Annotated in this window: 16 protein-coding genes; 6 read left to right on the top strand and 10 right to left on the bottom strand. The window is 62.4% G+C overall.

From position 1 onward, the window contains the following. Window positions 1-6: 6 nt before the first annotated feature. On the bottom strand, window positions 7-825 hold the full coding sequence (gene proC, locus BMZ46_RS15020; RefSeq protein ID WP_074690160.1) for a pyrroline-5-carboxylate reductase: 819 nt from the start codon (window positions 823-825) through the stop codon (window positions 7-9). Window positions 826-848: 23 nt separating this feature from the next. Continuing rightward, window positions 849-1,535 carry a YggS family pyridoxal phosphate-dependent enzyme gene (locus tag BMZ46_RS15015; protein ID WP_074690162.1) on the bottom strand — a complete coding sequence of 229 codons (687 nt, stop codon included), beginning with the start codon at window positions 1,533-1,535 and terminating at the stop codon, window positions 849-851. A 56-nt stretch (window positions 1,536-1,591) separates the two neighbouring features. On the opposite strand from BMZ46_RS15015, the gene BMZ46_RS15010 reads away from it, so the two are divergent. Next, complete coding sequence (locus BMZ46_RS15010; protein ID WP_039767934.1) at window positions 1,592-2,626, top strand: type IV pilus twitching motility protein PilT; 1,035 nt, start codon at window positions 1,592-1,594, stop codon at window positions 2,624-2,626. 90 nt (window positions 2,627-2,716) lie between these two features. On the opposite strand, the gene BMZ46_RS15005 is transcribed toward BMZ46_RS15010, so the two are convergent. Next, the gene (locus tag BMZ46_RS15005; RefSeq protein WP_039767935.1) at window positions 2,717-3,334 is read right to left on the bottom strand and encodes a C40 family peptidase; all 618 of its coding nucleotides are present in this window, start codon (window positions 3,332-3,334) and stop codon (window positions 2,717-2,719) included. A gap of 249 nt (window positions 3,335-3,583) precedes the next feature. Between BMZ46_RS15005 and BMZ46_RS15000 the strand changes: the two genes are divergently transcribed. Then, complete coding sequence (locus BMZ46_RS15000) at window positions 3,584-4,018, top strand: NINE protein (protein ID WP_074690164.1); 435 nt, start codon at window positions 3,584-3,586, stop codon at window positions 4,016-4,018. A gap of 36 nt (window positions 4,019-4,054) precedes the next feature. Here the strand turns inward: BMZ46_RS15000 and BMZ46_RS14995 are convergent, their stop codons facing one another. From BMZ46_RS14995 to gshB, 7 genes are all read right to left on the bottom strand, one after another. Continuing rightward, a complete protein-coding gene (locus tag BMZ46_RS14995) occupies window positions 4,055-5,326 on the bottom strand; it encodes a dihydroorotase (RefSeq protein ID WP_039767936.1) in 1,272 nt (423 codons plus the stop codon). Continuing rightward, on the bottom strand, window positions 5,323-6,327 hold the full coding sequence (locus BMZ46_RS14990) for an aspartate carbamoyltransferase catalytic subunit (protein WP_007913665.1): 1,005 nt from the start codon (window positions 6,325-6,327) through the stop codon (window positions 5,323-5,325). Before BMZ46_RS14990 ends, BMZ46_RS14995 begins: the two co-directional genes overlap by 4 nt. 27 nt (window positions 6,328-6,354) lie before the next feature. Continuing rightward, entirely contained in the window at window positions 6,355-6,858 is a 504-nt protein-coding gene (gene pyrR, locus BMZ46_RS14985; protein WP_039767937.1) for a bifunctional pyr operon transcriptional regulator/uracil phosphoribosyltransferase PyrR, read from the bottom strand. A gap of 81 nt (window positions 6,859-6,939) precedes the next feature. Beyond that, window positions 6,940-7,377 carry a Holliday junction resolvase RuvX gene (gene ruvX, locus BMZ46_RS14980; protein ID WP_007953334.1) on the bottom strand — a complete coding sequence of 146 codons (438 nt, stop codon included), beginning with the start codon at window positions 7,375-7,377 and terminating at the stop codon, window positions 6,940-6,942. Then, window positions 7,377-7,949 (bottom strand): YqgE/AlgH family protein, encoded by a 573-nt coding sequence (locus BMZ46_RS14975; protein WP_039767938.1) that lies wholly within the window; start codon window positions 7,947-7,949, stop codon window positions 7,377-7,379. Before BMZ46_RS14975 ends, ruvX begins: the two co-directional genes overlap by 1 nt. A 59-nt stretch (window positions 7,950-8,008) precedes the next feature. Beyond that, the gene (locus BMZ46_RS14970; RefSeq protein ID WP_074690166.1) at window positions 8,009-8,908 is read right to left on the bottom strand and encodes an energy transducer TonB; all 900 of its coding nucleotides are present in this window, start codon (window positions 8,906-8,908) and stop codon (window positions 8,009-8,011) included. 106 nt (window positions 8,909-9,014) lie between these two features. Continuing rightward, window positions 9,015-9,986, bottom strand: coding sequence for a glutathione synthase (gene gshB / locus BMZ46_RS14965; RefSeq protein ID WP_039767940.1), 972 nt, complete (start codon window positions 9,984-9,986; stop codon window positions 9,015-9,017). Window positions 9,987-10,211: 225 nt separating this feature from the next. Between gshB and pilG the strand changes: the two genes are divergently transcribed. The 4 genes from pilG to BMZ46_RS14945 are packed head-to-tail and all read left to right on the top strand — an operon-like array spanning window position 10,212 to window position 13,666. Further along, window positions 10,212-10,616 carry a twitching motility response regulator PilG gene (pilG, locus tag BMZ46_RS14960; RefSeq protein ID WP_007953330.1) on the top strand — a complete coding sequence of 135 codons (405 nt, stop codon included), beginning with the start codon at window positions 10,212-10,214 and terminating at the stop codon, window positions 10,614-10,616. A 60-nt stretch (window positions 10,617-10,676) separates the two neighbouring features. After that, complete coding sequence (gene pilH / locus BMZ46_RS14955; protein ID WP_011336365.1) at window positions 10,677-11,042, top strand: twitching motility response regulator PilH; 366 nt, start codon at window positions 10,677-10,679, stop codon at window positions 11,040-11,042. Between the two features lie 10 nt (window positions 11,043-11,052). After that, window positions 11,053-11,592, top strand: coding sequence for a chemotaxis protein CheW (locus BMZ46_RS14950; RefSeq protein WP_074690168.1), 540 nt, complete (start codon window positions 11,053-11,055; stop codon window positions 11,590-11,592). Window positions 11,593-11,605: 13 nt separating this feature from the next. Beyond that, the gene (locus BMZ46_RS14945; RefSeq protein WP_039767943.1) at window positions 11,606-13,666 is read left to right on the top strand and encodes a methyl-accepting chemotaxis protein; all 2,061 of its coding nucleotides are present in this window, start codon (window positions 11,606-11,608) and stop codon (window positions 13,664-13,666) included. Window positions 13,667-13,680: the final 14 nt, after the last annotated feature.

The raw sequence follows: 13,680 nt of genomic DNA, 5'->3' as shown, positions 1-13,680 counted from the left end.
GGCTCCTTATTTGCCCAGTTGTTCGGCCATTTCGGCCGAGCGGTGCGCGGCGGCGCCGAGTGCTTTTTCCACCAGGGCTTCGAAGCCGCCGGCCTGGAACGATTTGATTGCAGCTTCCGTGGTGCCGGCCGGCGAGGTCACGCGGCGGCGCAGTTCGGCGGCGTCGACGTCGCTGGACACCGCCATGTGCGCGGCGCCCAGAGCGGTCTGCAAAGTCAGCTGCTCGGCGGTTTCCTTCGGCAGGCCGAGTTTGACGCCGGCGGCGGTCATGGCTTCGATCAGCAGGAAGAAGTACGCCGGGCCGGAACCGGAGACGGCGGTGACCGCGTCCAGTTGCTGCTCTTCGTTCAGCCACAGGGCGATGCCCACGGCGGACAGCAGTTCTTCAGCCTGTTGGCGTTGTTCGGTGCTCACTGCGCCGGTGGCGTACAAGCCGCTCACGCCCTGACGCAGCAGTGCCGGGGTGTTCGGCATGCAGCGCACGATCGGCTGCTCACCCAGCCAGGCCGTCATGCTGGCGCAGGTGATGCCGGCGGCGATCGAGACCACCAGTTGATTCGGTTTCAGGCTCGGGCGAATCGCTTCGCACACAAGCTTCATGGCTTGTGGCTTGACCGCCAGCACGACAACGTCAGCGCCGTCGATGGCCTGGGCGTTGTCGGCGAAGGTTTCGATGCCGTGTTCGGCGCTGACTTTGGCGCGGGTTTCTTCGCCCGGATCGCTGGCGCGAATCCGTGCAGCTTCCAGACCCTTGGCCCGCAGGCCGCCGATCAGGCTGGCGGCCATGTTGCCGGCACCGATAAAGGCAATACGTGTGTTGCTCATGTCAGGTCCTTATCTGGAAATGCTCAAGATTGGGAATAGTCGCGGGCGCCGAACAGGGCCGTACCGATACGGACCCAGGTCGCGCCCTGGGCAATGGCCGACTCGAGGTCGTGGCTCATGCCCATGGAAAGTGTGTCGAGCGGCAGATCGAGGCCGGCCTGCAATCTCTGAACGGCAGCGAATGCAGCGTCTTGCTCGGCGCGATCTTCGGTCGGCTCGGGAATTGCCATCAACCCGCGCAGCTTCAGGCGCGGCAGGGCGCTGATGGCCTGGGCCAGGGCCGGCAGGTCTTGCGGCGTGCAGCCGGACTTGCTGGCTTCACCGCTGACGTTGACCTGAATGCAGATGTTCAGTGGCGGCAGATCCGCCGGGCGTTGCTCGGACAGGCGTTGGGCGATTTTCAAGCGATCCACGGAGTGCACCCAGGCGAAATGCTCGGCAATCGAGCGGGTCTTGTTCGACTGAATGGGGCCGATGAAGTGCCAGATCAAGGGCAGGTCGGCCAGTTCGAGCTGTTTGCCCAAGGCCTCTTGCAGGTAGTTCTCGCCGAAGTCGCGCAGGCCGGCGGCGTACGCTTCGCGCAGGGCTTGTGCCGGTTTGGTCTTGCTCACGGCCAGCAGCTGGACGCTGTTTTCATCGCGTCCGGCGGCAGCGGTGGCGGCATGAATACGCGAACTAACCTGGAGAATGTTGTCTGCTATCGTGGACATCAAGAGGCGCCAGCGGTCTGAAGGTTCGCGGCATTCTACTGGAATTGAGGGACGCTATGGATATCACTGAACTGCTGGCCTTCAGCGCCAAACAGGGCGCTTCCGACCTGCACCTGTCGGCCGGTCTGCCGCCGATGATCCGCGTGGATGGCGACGTTCGGCGGATCAATCTGCCGGCGCTGGACCACAAGCAGGTGCACGAGCTGATCTACGACATCATGAACGACACCCAGCGGGTGGACTTCGAGAAACATCTGGAAACCGACTTTTCCTTCGAAGTCCCCGGCGTGGCGCGCTTTCGGGTCAATGCCTTCAACCAGAACCGGGGCGCCGGGGCGGTGTTCCGGACCATCCCGTCAAAAGTGCTGACCATGGAAGACCTGGCCATGGGCGACGTCTTTCGCAAGATCACCGATGCGCCGCGCGGGCTGGTGCTGGTGACCGGACCGACCGGCTCCGGCAAGTCCACGACACTGGCGGCGATGATCGACTACCTCAACACCCATCGCCATCACCACATCCTGACCATTGAAGATCCGATCGAATTTGTCCACGAATCGCGTAAATGCCTGATCAATCAGCGCGAAGTCCATCGTGATACCCGCAGTTTCGCCACCGCATTGCGCTCAGCGCTGCGCGAAGACCCGGATGTGATCCTAGTGGGCGAGATGCGCGATCTGGAAACCATCCGCCTGGCGCTCACCGCGGCCGAGACCGGGCACCTGGTGTTCGGCACCTTGCACACCACGTCGGCAGCCAAGACCATCGACCGGGTGGTGGATGTGTTCCCCGGGGACGAAAAATCCATGGTGCGCTCGATGCTGTCGGAGTCGTTGCTGGCGGTAGTCTCGCAGACGCTGATCAAGAAGATCGGCGGCGGTCGGGTGGCGGCGCACGAGATCATGCTGGGCACGTCGGCGATCCGTAACCTGATCCGCGAGGACAAGGTGGCGCAGATGTATTCGGCGATACAGACCGGTGGCTCGCTGGGAATGCAGACACTCGACATGTGCCTGAAGGATCTAGTGACCAAGGGCTTGATCAGCCGCGAGCATGCGCGGGAGAAAGCGCGCACGCCAGATAATTTCTGAGGGAGTGATCGTTCCCACGCTCTGCGTGGGAATGCAGCCCGGGACGCTCCGCGTCCCAAAGCGGACGCAGAGCGTGCGGACAAGCTAGCTTCAGCGCTGAACGACGCGCATTTGCCCCTGTTCCTTCGGCAATACGCGCTTGGCCACCACGTAATGCTTTTCCCAGTACGGCTTGTTCAGTGTGTCGATGCTCACCGCTTTGCCGCGCCGTGGTGCATGGATGAAACGGTCGTTGCCCAGGTAGATGGCGACGTGATTGACCCGACGGCTCTTGATGTTGAAGAAAATCAGGTCGCCCGGCTTCAGGTCCTTGCGTTCGACTTTCTCGCCGTGACCGCTGGCCATGGCGTTCGAGGTGCGTGGCAGGTCGAACGTGGCGTCGTTGAACGCGTATTTCACCAGACCGCTGCAGTCGAAGCCTTTACTCGGGCTGCTGCCGCCCCAACGGTATGGCGTACCGAGGACGTTTACCGCGCGACTGAGGACATTGCTGCTTTCCTTGGTCGCCATCGGTGGCACCAGCTTGCTGCGGCCGGTGCTGCTCAGCGTGGTGTGTTTGACCTGTTTGCCTTTGTTCGAAGGAGCAGAGGCATGGGATTTAGGGGTGAAACCGTTAACGTTGGGAAGACGTTGCTCACGATTGGTGGCGTGGGCGGCCAGTGGCATTAATAGGCAAATAGTTAGCCATGTCTTGAAAAATGGACGCATTAGGCAGGGCTCTTGATGTGTTAGCGCGCAACTTTATAACAGCTTTTTTGTCACTTCCGAGGCCGTTGGTCGATTCAATCCGATGCCAACGGAACCAAATAAGCGGCAAAAAGACGCAATTGTCGGACAGAAGTCCGGTGCTATAAGGCTTTGACGGGACACACGGTAGCATTTGCCATACGTCGGCTACCTGTAAAAAAGTCACAAAGAATTAAAGAATATTTATCTATCGCGTGTATCGAGGTCTTAATGAACGGCTATCAACTGCCCCGTGTGAAGGAAAAAGACACCCACAGCAAGGTGATCGGTTACCTGTTGTGGATTTTCGGTTTCACAGGCTCCCACCGCTTCTATTACGGCAAGCCGGTGACCGGCACGATCTGGTTTTTCACTTTCGGGTTGCTGGGGATCGGCTGGCTGATCGACGTGTTCCTGATCCCGGCGATGGATCGCGAAGCCGACCTGCGTTTCGCCGCGGGTCCTGTCGAGTACAACGTGGCGTGGATTCTGCTGACCTTCCTCGGCGCGCTCGGCGTGCACCGGATGTATCAGGGCAAGTGGATCAGCGGGGTGGTGTACCTGCTGACCGGCGGGTTGTTCTTTCTTGGGGTGCTGTATGACTTCTGGACGCTGAACGATCAGGTGTCGGTGCGTAATGCCGAAGGGCGGGGCGCCTTTCAGTAAGTGATGGCGAGGGAGCTGGCTCCCTCGCCATTTTTTTTACGCCTGGTGACTGATCCGGCCATCCACCAAGGTGTAACGCACCACACCCGGCAGGCTATGGCCGAGGAACGGGCAGTTCTCGCCTTTCGACAGCCAGGTTTCGCCGGCAACGGTCGAGGCCTTCGGATCGAACAGCACGATATCCGCCGCACCCCCCACCGCCAGTTTGCCCGCCGGCAGGCGCAGGGCCTCGGCCGGGCCGGCGCTCAGGCGGGCCAGCAGGGTCGGCAGGTCCAGCAGACCATCCTCGACCAGGGTCATCGCCAGCGGCAGCAACAGCTCGACGCTGCTGATGCCCGGTTCGGTCGCGCCGAACGGTGCCAGTTTGGCATCGCGTTCATGGGGCTGGTGATGGCTGGAAATCGCCGAAACCACGCCGGACTTCACCGCTTCACGCAGACCATCGCGGTCGGCGCGGGTGCGCAGCGGCGGTTGCACGTGATACAGGCTGCTGAAGTCGATCAGCGCTTCGTCCGTCAGGATCAGCTGATACAGGGCGACATCCGCCGTGACTTTCAAACCACGGGCCTGGGCCTGAGCGATCAGGGCCACGCCGCGAGCGCTGGTCAGCTGGCTGAAGTGCGCACGCACGCCGGTTTGCTCGACCAGCAACAGATCACGGGCCAGGGCCACGGTTTCAGCGGTTTCCGGAATGCCCGGCAAACCGAGGAAACTGGCGGTAGCGCCTTCGTGGGCCAGGCCGCCGTCGGCGAGGTCGTGATCCTGCGAGTTGAAGATCACCGTCAGGTCGAAGGTCGCCGCGTAATCCAGCGCCCGGCACAGGGTGCGAGTGTTGCGGAAACTCTCCAGACCGTTGCCGAACGCCACACACCCGGCGTCACGCAGGGCAACCAGTTCTGCGAGCTGTTCGCCATCCAGACCTTTGCTCAGCGCGCCGATCGGGAACACCTTGGTGTTGCCGGCCTCGCGGGCGCGGTCGAGGATCAGCTCGGCCACGGCGGAGGTGTCGAGCACCGGTTTGGTCTTCGGCGGGCAGCACAGGCTGGTTACGCCACCGGCCGCCGCAGCGCGGGTTTCACTGGCGATGGTGCCTTTGCGACTGTAGCCCGGCTCGCGCAGGGCGACGTTGAGGTCGACCAGCCCCGGAGCGGCCACCAGGCCTTGGGCGTCGATGGTTTCGACGGCAGTGAAACCGGCCGGTGCAGCGCCGAGGGCGACGATCTTGCAGGCTTCAACATGAATATCGGTGATTTGATCCAGGCCGCTGCTTGGATCGATGACGCGGGCGCCGAGAATGCTGAGCTTCACTGGGCGTTCTCCTGCTCGAATTGACGTTGCGCCGTTTGCCCGCTCATGGCCATGGACAGCACGGCCATACGGATTGCGATGCCGTAGGTGACTTGATTGAGGATCACCGAATGCGGGCCGTCGGCCACCGCCGACTCGATCTCCACGCCGCGGTTGATCGGCCCCGGGTGCATGACGATGCAATCGGGCTTGGCGCCGGCCAGGCGCGCGGTGGTCAGGCCGAAGAGGCGGTAGAACTCGCCTTCGCTCGGCAGCAGGCCACCGGTCATGCGCTCACGCTGCAGACGCAGCATGATCACCACGTCGACGTCTTTCAGACCTTCGGTCATGTCGGTGTAGACCTTCACGCCGTACTGCTCGATGCCGATCGGCAGCAGGGTTTTCGGCGCGATCACGCGGATGTCCGGGCAGCCGAGAGTCTTCAGGGCGAGCATGTTCGAGCGCGCCACCCGCGAGTGCAGGATGTCGCCGACGATGGCCACCGAGAGGTTCTCGAAGCCGCCCTTGTGGCGGCGGATGGTCAGCATGTCGAGCATGCCCTGGGTCGGGTGGGCGTGCCGGCCGTCGCCGCCGTTGATGATCGCCACTTGCGGGCAGACATGTTCGGCGATGAAGTGCGCAGCGCCGGAGTCACCGTGGCGCACGACGAACATGTCGGCGGCCATGGCCTCAAGGTTGCGCAGGGTATCGAGCAGGGTTTCGCCCTTGCTGGCCGACGAGGTCGACACGTTCAGGGTGATCACGTCCGCCGACAGCCGCTGGGCCGCGAGTTCGAAGGTGGTGCGGGTGCGGGTCGAGTTTTCGAAGAACACGTTGCACACGGTCTTGCCGCGCAGCAACGGGACCTTCTTCACGGCCCGGGCACCGACTTCGAGGAACGAGTCGGCGGTGTCGAGGATTTCCGTCAGCAACTCGCGGCGCAGGCCGTCGAGCGAGAGGAAGTGGCGCAGCTGGCCCTGATCATTGAGCTGCAGCGGGCGCTTGGTATCTAGAGGCGTCATCGCGAGGGGGACTCTCAATAGGGCGGATTAAAGGGCAAGGTCTTGCAGTTCGAGGGCCAGCTCCGGCCCGGACAGCTTGACCCGCTCGTGGGCGGCCAGCGACAGCGTCGCGCCGACCACGTTGGGGCGGATCGGCAATTCGCCGGCGTCCAGGTCCAGCAGGCAGACCAGCGTCACGCTGGCCGGGCGGCCGTAGTCGAACAGTTCGTTCATGGCGGCGCGGATGGTCCGGCCGCTCATCAGTACGTCGTCGATCAGCACCAGATGCTGGCCTTCGATTTCGAAGGGCAGGGCGGACGGACGCACTTGCGGGTGCAGGCCGTTCTGGCTGAAGTCGTCGCGGTAGAAGGAAACATCCAGCGTGCCCAATGGCGCATCGCTGCCCAGCTCTTTGAGCAGGGCCTGGGCGACCCAGACGCCGCCGGTGCGGATGCCGATGTAACGCGGTTCGCTGATATCACGCTGGGCAAGGTGCGCCTTGAGGCGGGTCGCCATCTGGCTGATCAGATCGGCGGGATTGGGCAGGCTCATGGTTGCTCCTTCTCGGGGTCGAGCCGGTTCTCGCGAACCGGGGCTCGGGTTGTAACCAAAAGAAAAGCGCCGTAGCGCTTGTCAGGATTCAAATAGTGCGGTGTTTTCGTCGAGCCAGCCTTGCAGCAGCAGGGCGGCGGCGATGGCGTCCACCGGGTTGTCGCGGTAGCTGCCTTTCTGTCCGCCGCGCACCAGTCGCTCGCCCTTGGCTTCGAAGGTCGTCAGGCGTTCATCGTGGGTATAGAAAGGCAGGTTGAAGCGGCCGTTGAGGCGGCGGGCGAATTTCTCGGCGCGGGCGCACATCTCGCTTGGGGTGCCGTCCATGTTCAGCGGCAGGCCGACCACCACGGCGTCGGGTTTCCATTCCTTTATCAGGGCTTCGACCTGATTCCAGTCCGGCACACCGTTTTGCGCCTTCAAGGTGCACAGTTCGCGGGCCTGGCCGGTAATCACCTGGCCGACCGCTACGCCGATCTGTTTGGTGCCGTAGTCGAAGCCGAGGATCAGGCGCAGGGCCATCAGGCGTGTCCTGCCTGGCTGGTCAGCAGGCTGAGGTTGATCCCCAAGTGCTTGGCCGCTGCTTCCAGGCGCAGTTCACTGCTGGTGTTGAACAGGATGTCGGCGTCGTACGGACAGGTCAGCCAGGCATTGTCGGCCAACTCGGCCTCCAGCTGACCGGCTTCCCAACCGGCATAACCGAGGGTGATCACGCTTTTGGCCGGGCCCACGCCGTCGGCGATGGCGAACAGCACGTCCTGCGAGGTGGACAGGGCCAGATCGCCTTCCAGCTCGACAGTCGCCTGGAACGTCTTGCCCGCCGGGTGCAGGACAAAACCGCGATCGGTCTGCACCGGGCCGCCGATGAAGATCGGCACATGCTGGCACAGCGCTGGCGGGTCGATGTCAGGGCGCAGTTGTTCGAGGATGTCGGCCAGATTCAGCTCTTGCGGTCGGTTGACCACCAGCCCCATGGCGCCATTGGCCGTGTGCTCGACGATGTAGGTCAAGGTGTGGGCAAAGTTCGGGTCGGCCATGTGTGGCATGGCGATCAGGAAGTGATGCTTGAGGTAGCTGGGGCTGACGTTTTTCATGTGCGCTAGTGTGGCGTTCGGGGGGCGAACTGACAAGCTGGAGCGGGCAAAAGATCGACTCAGTTACTGGACAGCCGGTCACCCCGGGCGAATTTCCAGGTGCGGATGATTTCCAGCCGGTCGATGTCCGACAGGTCCCCCGTAAACGGTGCAAACGGTGCCGCCAGGCGCACGATGCGCTGTGCTGCCTGATCCAGCAGCGGCTGGCCGGAAGACTCCAGCACCAGCACTTCGTACAGCGAGCCATCGCGGTTGATCGACACCATCAGGCGCAGATTGCCGTAGATCTGCTTGCGCCGGGCTTCGTCGGGGTAATTGAGGTTGCCGATGCGCTCGACCTTCTTGCGCCATTCATCCTTGTACCAGGCGCCCTTGTCGCGCATGGTCGACGCGGCGCTGAGGCGGTGGATACGCGGGCGCTTGGCGTACAGCTGTTGTTCGTTGGCCAGTTCGGCTTCAAGGCTGGCGATGTCGCTGGAGAGCTGCGAGCTGTCGAAGGTCGGGGCGTCGACCTTCGGTTTGGTCTCGGTCCTGGCTTCTTCTTTCTTGGTCGGCGCCTTTTTCGGTTTCGGCGCGACGGTGGTCACCGCCGCTTTCGGTGCGGCTTCCTGCACCTCCGGCTTGGCGGCCGGTGGCGGGGTGACTTTCTTGACTTCGTTTGCCTGGAACGGCGCGACCTCGGTGGTCTTGGGGATCGCCTTCTTGTCGAGGGTGCCGCTGCCTTCCTGGTTTTCCTGGGCGAGGAAATCAGCCTTCGCCGGCTTCTTTTCGCTCTTGAAGGTAGCGAGGGTGATTTCCAGGGTTTTGCTGATCTGCTTGGGCTCGACCATGGTGAAACCCACGCCGAGCAACAGCGCCAGATGGATCAGCGCCGCGAGAAACAGGGTAAATCCGAGGCGATCGACCGGGCGCACGCCTTTATGGGCGAGTTCAGCGGGCAGATCGGACGGAAGTGTCATTCGAGAAAAACCAACATCGCGTTTTTACGGGCTCGGCATGATAACGCAATGTTGGTTTTTAGCTGCAAGCTTGAAGTCTCAAGCGACAAGCTGCACACCACTGGCTTTAAGCTTGCGGCTTGCGGCTCGACGCTTGCAGCTTGCCTTCGATCGCATCCATCAGCATCCCGCCGATGTCGGTGCCGAAGGCATTGTCGATTTCGCGGATGCAGGTCGGGCTGGTGACGTTGATTTCGGTCAGGTGCTCGCCGATCACGTCCAGGCCGACGAACAGCAGGCCTTTTTCGCGCAAGGTCGGGCCGACCTGGGCCGCGATCCAGCGATCCTTGTCGGTCAGCGGACGGGCTTCGCCACGACCGCCGGCCGCGAGGTTGCCACGGGTTTCGCCTTGGGCCGGAATCCGCGCCAGGCAGTAATCCACCGGCTCGCCGTCGATCATCAGGATGCGCTTGTCGCCGTCCTTGATCGCCGGCAGGTAGGCCTGGCCCATGATCTGCTGGGCGCCGAGGGCGGTCAGGGTTTCCAGAATTACCGACAGGTTCGGGTCGCCGGCGCGGTGACGGAAGATCGAAGTACCGCCCATGCCGTCCAGCGGCTTGAGGATCACGTCGCCATGTTTGGCGGCAAATTCACGCAGCACGTCGGCGCGGCGGCTGACCACGGTCGGCGGCGTGCACTGCGGGAACAGCGTGGCGAACAGTTTTTCATTGCAGTCGCGCAGGCTCTGCGGCTTGTTGACCACCAGCACCCCGGCAGACTCGGCCTGTTCGAGCAGGTAGGTGGAGTAGACGAACTCCATGTCGAACGGCGGATCCTTGCGCATCAGGATCACGTTCAGGTCGCTGAGCAGCGAATCCTGTTCGGCGCCCAGTTCGAACCATTTTTCCGGGTTGGCGAAGACTTTCAGCGGCTTCATCCGCGCCCGTGCCTGGCCTTCACCCTGATAAAGGTCTTTCTGTTCCATATAGAACAGTTCCCAGCCGCGCTTCTGCGCCGCCAGCAGCATGGCCAGCGAGCTATCCTTCTTATAGGAAATGCTGGCGATAGGGTCCATGACAATCCCGACGCGAACGCTCATTGGGTTTTCCTCGAAAATTGGCTACCGGATCGGTATGAAAAAAGTGCCGCCAGAGTGGCGCCGGGCGGGTTTTCGGTCAAGGAAAAACCCGTCGATAGATTGGATCAGGAGACTGTGCTAAAAAGGCTGCCATGTCGTGCTGGCCCTTGAACATCAAGGGTTTCCAGCCATCAGTCATCGCAAAACGGACAAATTGATTCGCAAAGGCGACGGTAGAGCCCCCTTATGGAACAGCAGTCCAGCGCCTTGAAGGTCATGGTGATCGACGACTCGAAAACGATTCGTCGCACCGCCGAGACCCTGTTGAAAAATGCAGGGTGCGAAGTCATCACCGCGATCGACGGTTTTGACGCCCTGGCGAAGATCGCCGACCACCATCCCGGGATCATCTTTGTCGACATCATGATGCCGCGTCTGGATGGTTATCAGACCTGCGCTTTAATCAAGAACAACAACGCGTTCAAGGGCACGCCGGTGATCATGCTGTCGTCCCGGGACGGGCTGTTCGACAAGGCCAAGGGGCGGATTGTCGGTTCCGATCAATTTTTGACCAAGCCTTTCAGCAAGGAAGAACTGCTCGACGCGATTTCGGCCCATGTTCCGGGCTTCGCTGCCGCTTTGCCGCAGTAAGACACGCACAGAGACGCTCGGCCAGCGGGCCCGGTGTCGACAAGAAAAATGGGGAAGACCATGGCACGTATCCTGATCGTCGACGATTCGCCGACCGAAATGTACAAACTCACCGGCATGCTGGAAAAGCACGGGCACGAAGTGCTGAAAGCCGAAAACGGCGCCGACGGCGTGGCCCTGGCCCGTCAGGAAAAACCCGACGCGGTGTTGATGGATATCGTCATGCCCGGCCTCAACGGCTTCCAGGCCACCCGTCAGTTGACCAAGGATGCGGAAACCAGCCACATCCCGGTGATCATCATCACCACCAAGGATCAGGAGACCGACAAGGTCTGGGGCACCCGCCAGGGCGCCAGGGACTACCTGACCAAACCGGTCGATGAAGACACGCTGATCAAGACCCTGAACAACGTGCTGGCCGGTTGATCGCGCCGTCATGAGCGAATCGCTGACCGCGTTCGAACTGTTGTGGCAGATCGACCAGTGCTGTCGCCTGCTGGCGGCGGACCTGCCATCCCAACCGGCGCGCCAGGATCGCTGGAGCGGCATCGGCTTTCGTCTGGGCGAGCACTGGTACGTCACGCCGATGGGCGAAGTCAGCGAAGTGCTGCCCGAACTGCGTGTCACGCAGTTGCCGGGCGTCAAACCGTGGGTCAAGGGCGTGGCCAACCTGCGCGGACGGCTGCTGCCGGTCATGGACCTGTGCGGCTTTTTCGGCCATGAACTGTCACCGATGCGCAAGCAGCGGCGGGTATTGGTGGTAGAGCATCAGGACGTGTTTGCCGGGTTGCTGGTCGATGAAGTCTTCGGCCTGCAGCACTTCGAGCAGGACAGTTTCGAATCCGTCTCGATCAGTAAACGGCAGGGCTCCAAAGGCGAGTTCATCAAGGGCTATTTCCGGCGCGAGCAGAACTGGCGGGTGTTCAGCCTGTTTGCGCTGGCGCAGTCACCGAGTTTCATGCACGTCGCGGTTTAACAGGCGAGGACCGATGATCAAAGCAAAAACAGGCAAGCCCGCAGAAGGCTCGCGCAGCCGCTCGCAGATCATCGTGCTGTTCATCGCACTGATCGTGTTCATCATGCTGCTGTTCGCCAACTTCGCTTACCTCAACACCCAGGCCAACTACGACAAGCAGTACATCGGCCACGCCGGCGAGCTGCGGGTGCTGTCGCAGCGGATCGCCAAAAACGCCACCGAGGCTGCCGCCGGCAAAGCCGCCGCGTTCAAGCTGCTCAGCGATGCGCGCAATGATTTTGCTCAGCGCTGGGGTTACCTCAAGAAGGGCGACCCGAGCACCGGCCTGCCGCCGGCGCCATCCGTCGTGCGCCCGGAAATGCGCGCCGTGCAGCTGGACTGGGAACGCCTGCTGAAAAACACCGACGCGATTCTCTCCAGCGAACAGACCGTGCTGTCCCTGCATCAAGTGGCCGCGACTCTGGCCGAAACCGTGCCGCAGTTGCAGATCGAATACGAGAAGGTCGTGGAAATCCTCCTGCAACGGGGTGCGCCGGCGGCGCAGGTGGCGATGGCCCAGCGTCAGTCGCTGCTGGCCGAACGGATTCTCGGTGCGGTGAACACCGTACTCTCGGGCGATGAAAACTCCCAGCAGGCTGCCGACGCGTTCGGTCGCGATGCCGCACGCTTCGGCCAGGTGCTCAACGGCATGTTGCAAGGCAACCCGGCGCTGAAAGTCAGCCAGGTCGAAGACCGCGATGCCCGCGCTCGCTTGAGCGAGATTTCCGAGCTGTTCCAGTTCGTCTCGGGTTCCGTGGATGAAATCCTCGAAACCTCGCCGGAGCTGTTCAAGGTCCGTGAGTCGGCCACCAATATCTTCAGCCTGTCGCAGACCCTGCTCGACGAAGCCTCGCACCTGGCCAGCCGTTTCGAAAACCTTGCCGGCGGGCGCAACACCGACACCATCGGCGGCTACGTACTGGGCCTGCTGGCGCTGGCCTCGATCATCCTGATCGGCCTGGTCATGGTCCGGGAAACCAACCGCCAGTTGCGCGAGACCGCAGAAAAGAACGAACGCAACCAGAACGCGATCATGCGCCTGCTCGACGAGATCGAAGACCTCGCCGACGGCGACCTGACCGTGACCGCCTCGGTGACCGAAGACTTCACCGGGACCATCGCCGATTCGATCAACTATTCCGTCGACCAGTTGCGCGATCTGGTCGCCACCATCAACCTCACCGCCGGCCAGGTCGCCGCTGCGGTGCAGGAAACCCAGGCCACCGCCATGCATCTGGCTCAGGCCTCGGAGCATCAGGCCCAGCAGATTTCCGAAGCCTCGACCGCGATCAGCGACATGGCCCAGTCCATCGATCAGGTATCGGCCAACGCCGCCGAATCCTCGGCGGTGGCCGAGCGTTCGGTGGAGATCGCCAACAAGGGCAACGAGGTGGTGCACAACACCATCCACGGTATGGACAACATTCGCGAACAGATCCAGGACACCGCCAAGCGCATCAAGCGCCTGGGCGAGTCGTCCCAGGAAATCGGCGACATCGTCAGCCTGATCGATGACATTGCCGACCAGACCAACATCCTCGCCCTCAACGCGGCAATTCAGGCGTCGATGGCCGGTGATGCCGGGCGCGGTTTTGCCGTGGTGGCCGACGAAGTGCAGCGGCTGGCCGAGCGCTCCTCCGCCGCGACCCGACAGATCGAAACGCTGGTGCGGGCGATCCAGACCGACACCAACGAAGCCGTGATTTCCATGGAGCAGACCACCACCGAAGTGGTGCGCGGCGCGCGGCTGGCGCAGGATGCCGGTGTGGCCCTGGAAGAAATCGAAGGCGTGTCCAAGACCCTCGCGGCGCTGATCCAGAGCATTTCCAACGCGGCGCAGCAGCAAACGTCTTCGGCCGGGCAGATTTCCCTGACGATGAACGTGATCCAGCAGATCACCTCGCAGACCTCGTCCGGTTCCACGGCCACCGCCGAGAGCATCGGCAACCTGGCGAAAATGGCCAGCCAGTTGCGCCGCTCGGTTTCCGGGTTCACCTTGCCGGCGGCGCCAGCGCCCGTCTCGGACAAGGCGTGAGGCCTGCGGGCGAG

The sequence above is a fragment of the Pseudomonas sp. NFIX49 genome (assembly GCF_900115915.1).
Lineage (GTDB): Bacteria > Pseudomonadota > Gammaproteobacteria > Pseudomonadales > Pseudomonadaceae > Aquipseudomonas > Aquipseudomonas pharyngis.
Note: the sequence above shows the minus strand (reverse complement) of the source record. Positions and strands in the feature narration are given on the sequence as shown.

What these genes read in the sequence shown, in the direction of transcription:
- pilG (WP_007953330.1), top strand. Translation starts at nt 10,212, where the DNA reads ATGGAACAGCAGTCCAGCGCCTTGAAGGTCATGGTGATCGACGACTCG.
- ruvX (WP_007953334.1), bottom strand. Translation starts at nt 7,377, where the DNA reads ATGGCCCTGCGCCTGATCCTCGGCTTCGACTACGGCACCAAACAGATC.
- BMZ46_RS14990 (WP_007913665.1), bottom strand. Translation starts at nt 6,327, where the DNA reads ATGACGCCTCTAGATACCAAGCGCCCGCTGCAGCTCAATGATCAGGGC.
- BMZ46_RS15015 (WP_074690162.1), bottom strand. Translation starts at nt 1,535, where the DNA reads ATGTCCACGATAGCAGACAACATTCTCCAGGTTAGTTCGCGTATTCAT.
- pilH (WP_011336365.1), top strand. Translation starts at nt 10,677, where the DNA reads ATGGCACGTATCCTGATCGTCGACGATTCGCCGACCGAAATGTACAAA.
- BMZ46_RS14975 (WP_039767938.1), bottom strand. Translation starts at nt 7,949, where the DNA reads ATGAAAAACGTCAGCCCCAGCTACCTCAAGCATCACTTCCTGATCGCC.
- BMZ46_RS14945 (WP_039767943.1), top strand. Translation starts at nt 11,606, where the DNA reads ATGATCAAAGCAAAAACAGGCAAGCCCGCAGAAGGCTCGCGCAGCCGC.
- pyrR (WP_039767937.1), bottom strand. Translation starts at nt 6,858, where the DNA reads ATGAGCCTGCCCAATCCCGCCGATCTGATCAGCCAGATGGCGACCCGC.
- proC (WP_074690160.1), bottom strand. Translation starts at nt 825, where the DNA reads ATGAGCAACACACGTATTGCCTTTATCGGTGCCGGCAACATGGCCGCC.
- gshB (WP_039767940.1), bottom strand. Translation starts at nt 9,986, where the DNA reads ATGAGCGTTCGCGTCGGGATTGTCATGGACCCTATCGCCAGCATTTCC.
- BMZ46_RS14970 (WP_074690166.1), bottom strand. Translation starts at nt 8,908, where the DNA reads ATGACACTTCCGTCCGATCTGCCCGCTGAACTCGCCCATAAAGGCGTG.
- BMZ46_RS15000 (WP_074690164.1), top strand. Translation starts at nt 3,584, where the DNA reads ATGAACGGCTATCAACTGCCCCGTGTGAAGGAAAAAGACACCCACAGC.
- BMZ46_RS15005 (WP_039767935.1), bottom strand. Translation starts at nt 3,334, where the DNA reads ATGCGTCCATTTTTCAAGACATGGCTAACTATTTGCCTATTAATGCCA.
- BMZ46_RS14950 (WP_074690168.1), top strand. Translation starts at nt 11,053, where the DNA reads ATGAGCGAATCGCTGACCGCGTTCGAACTGTTGTGGCAGATCGACCAG.
- BMZ46_RS15010 (WP_039767934.1), top strand. Translation starts at nt 1,592, where the DNA reads ATGGATATCACTGAACTGCTGGCCTTCAGCGCCAAACAGGGCGCTTCC.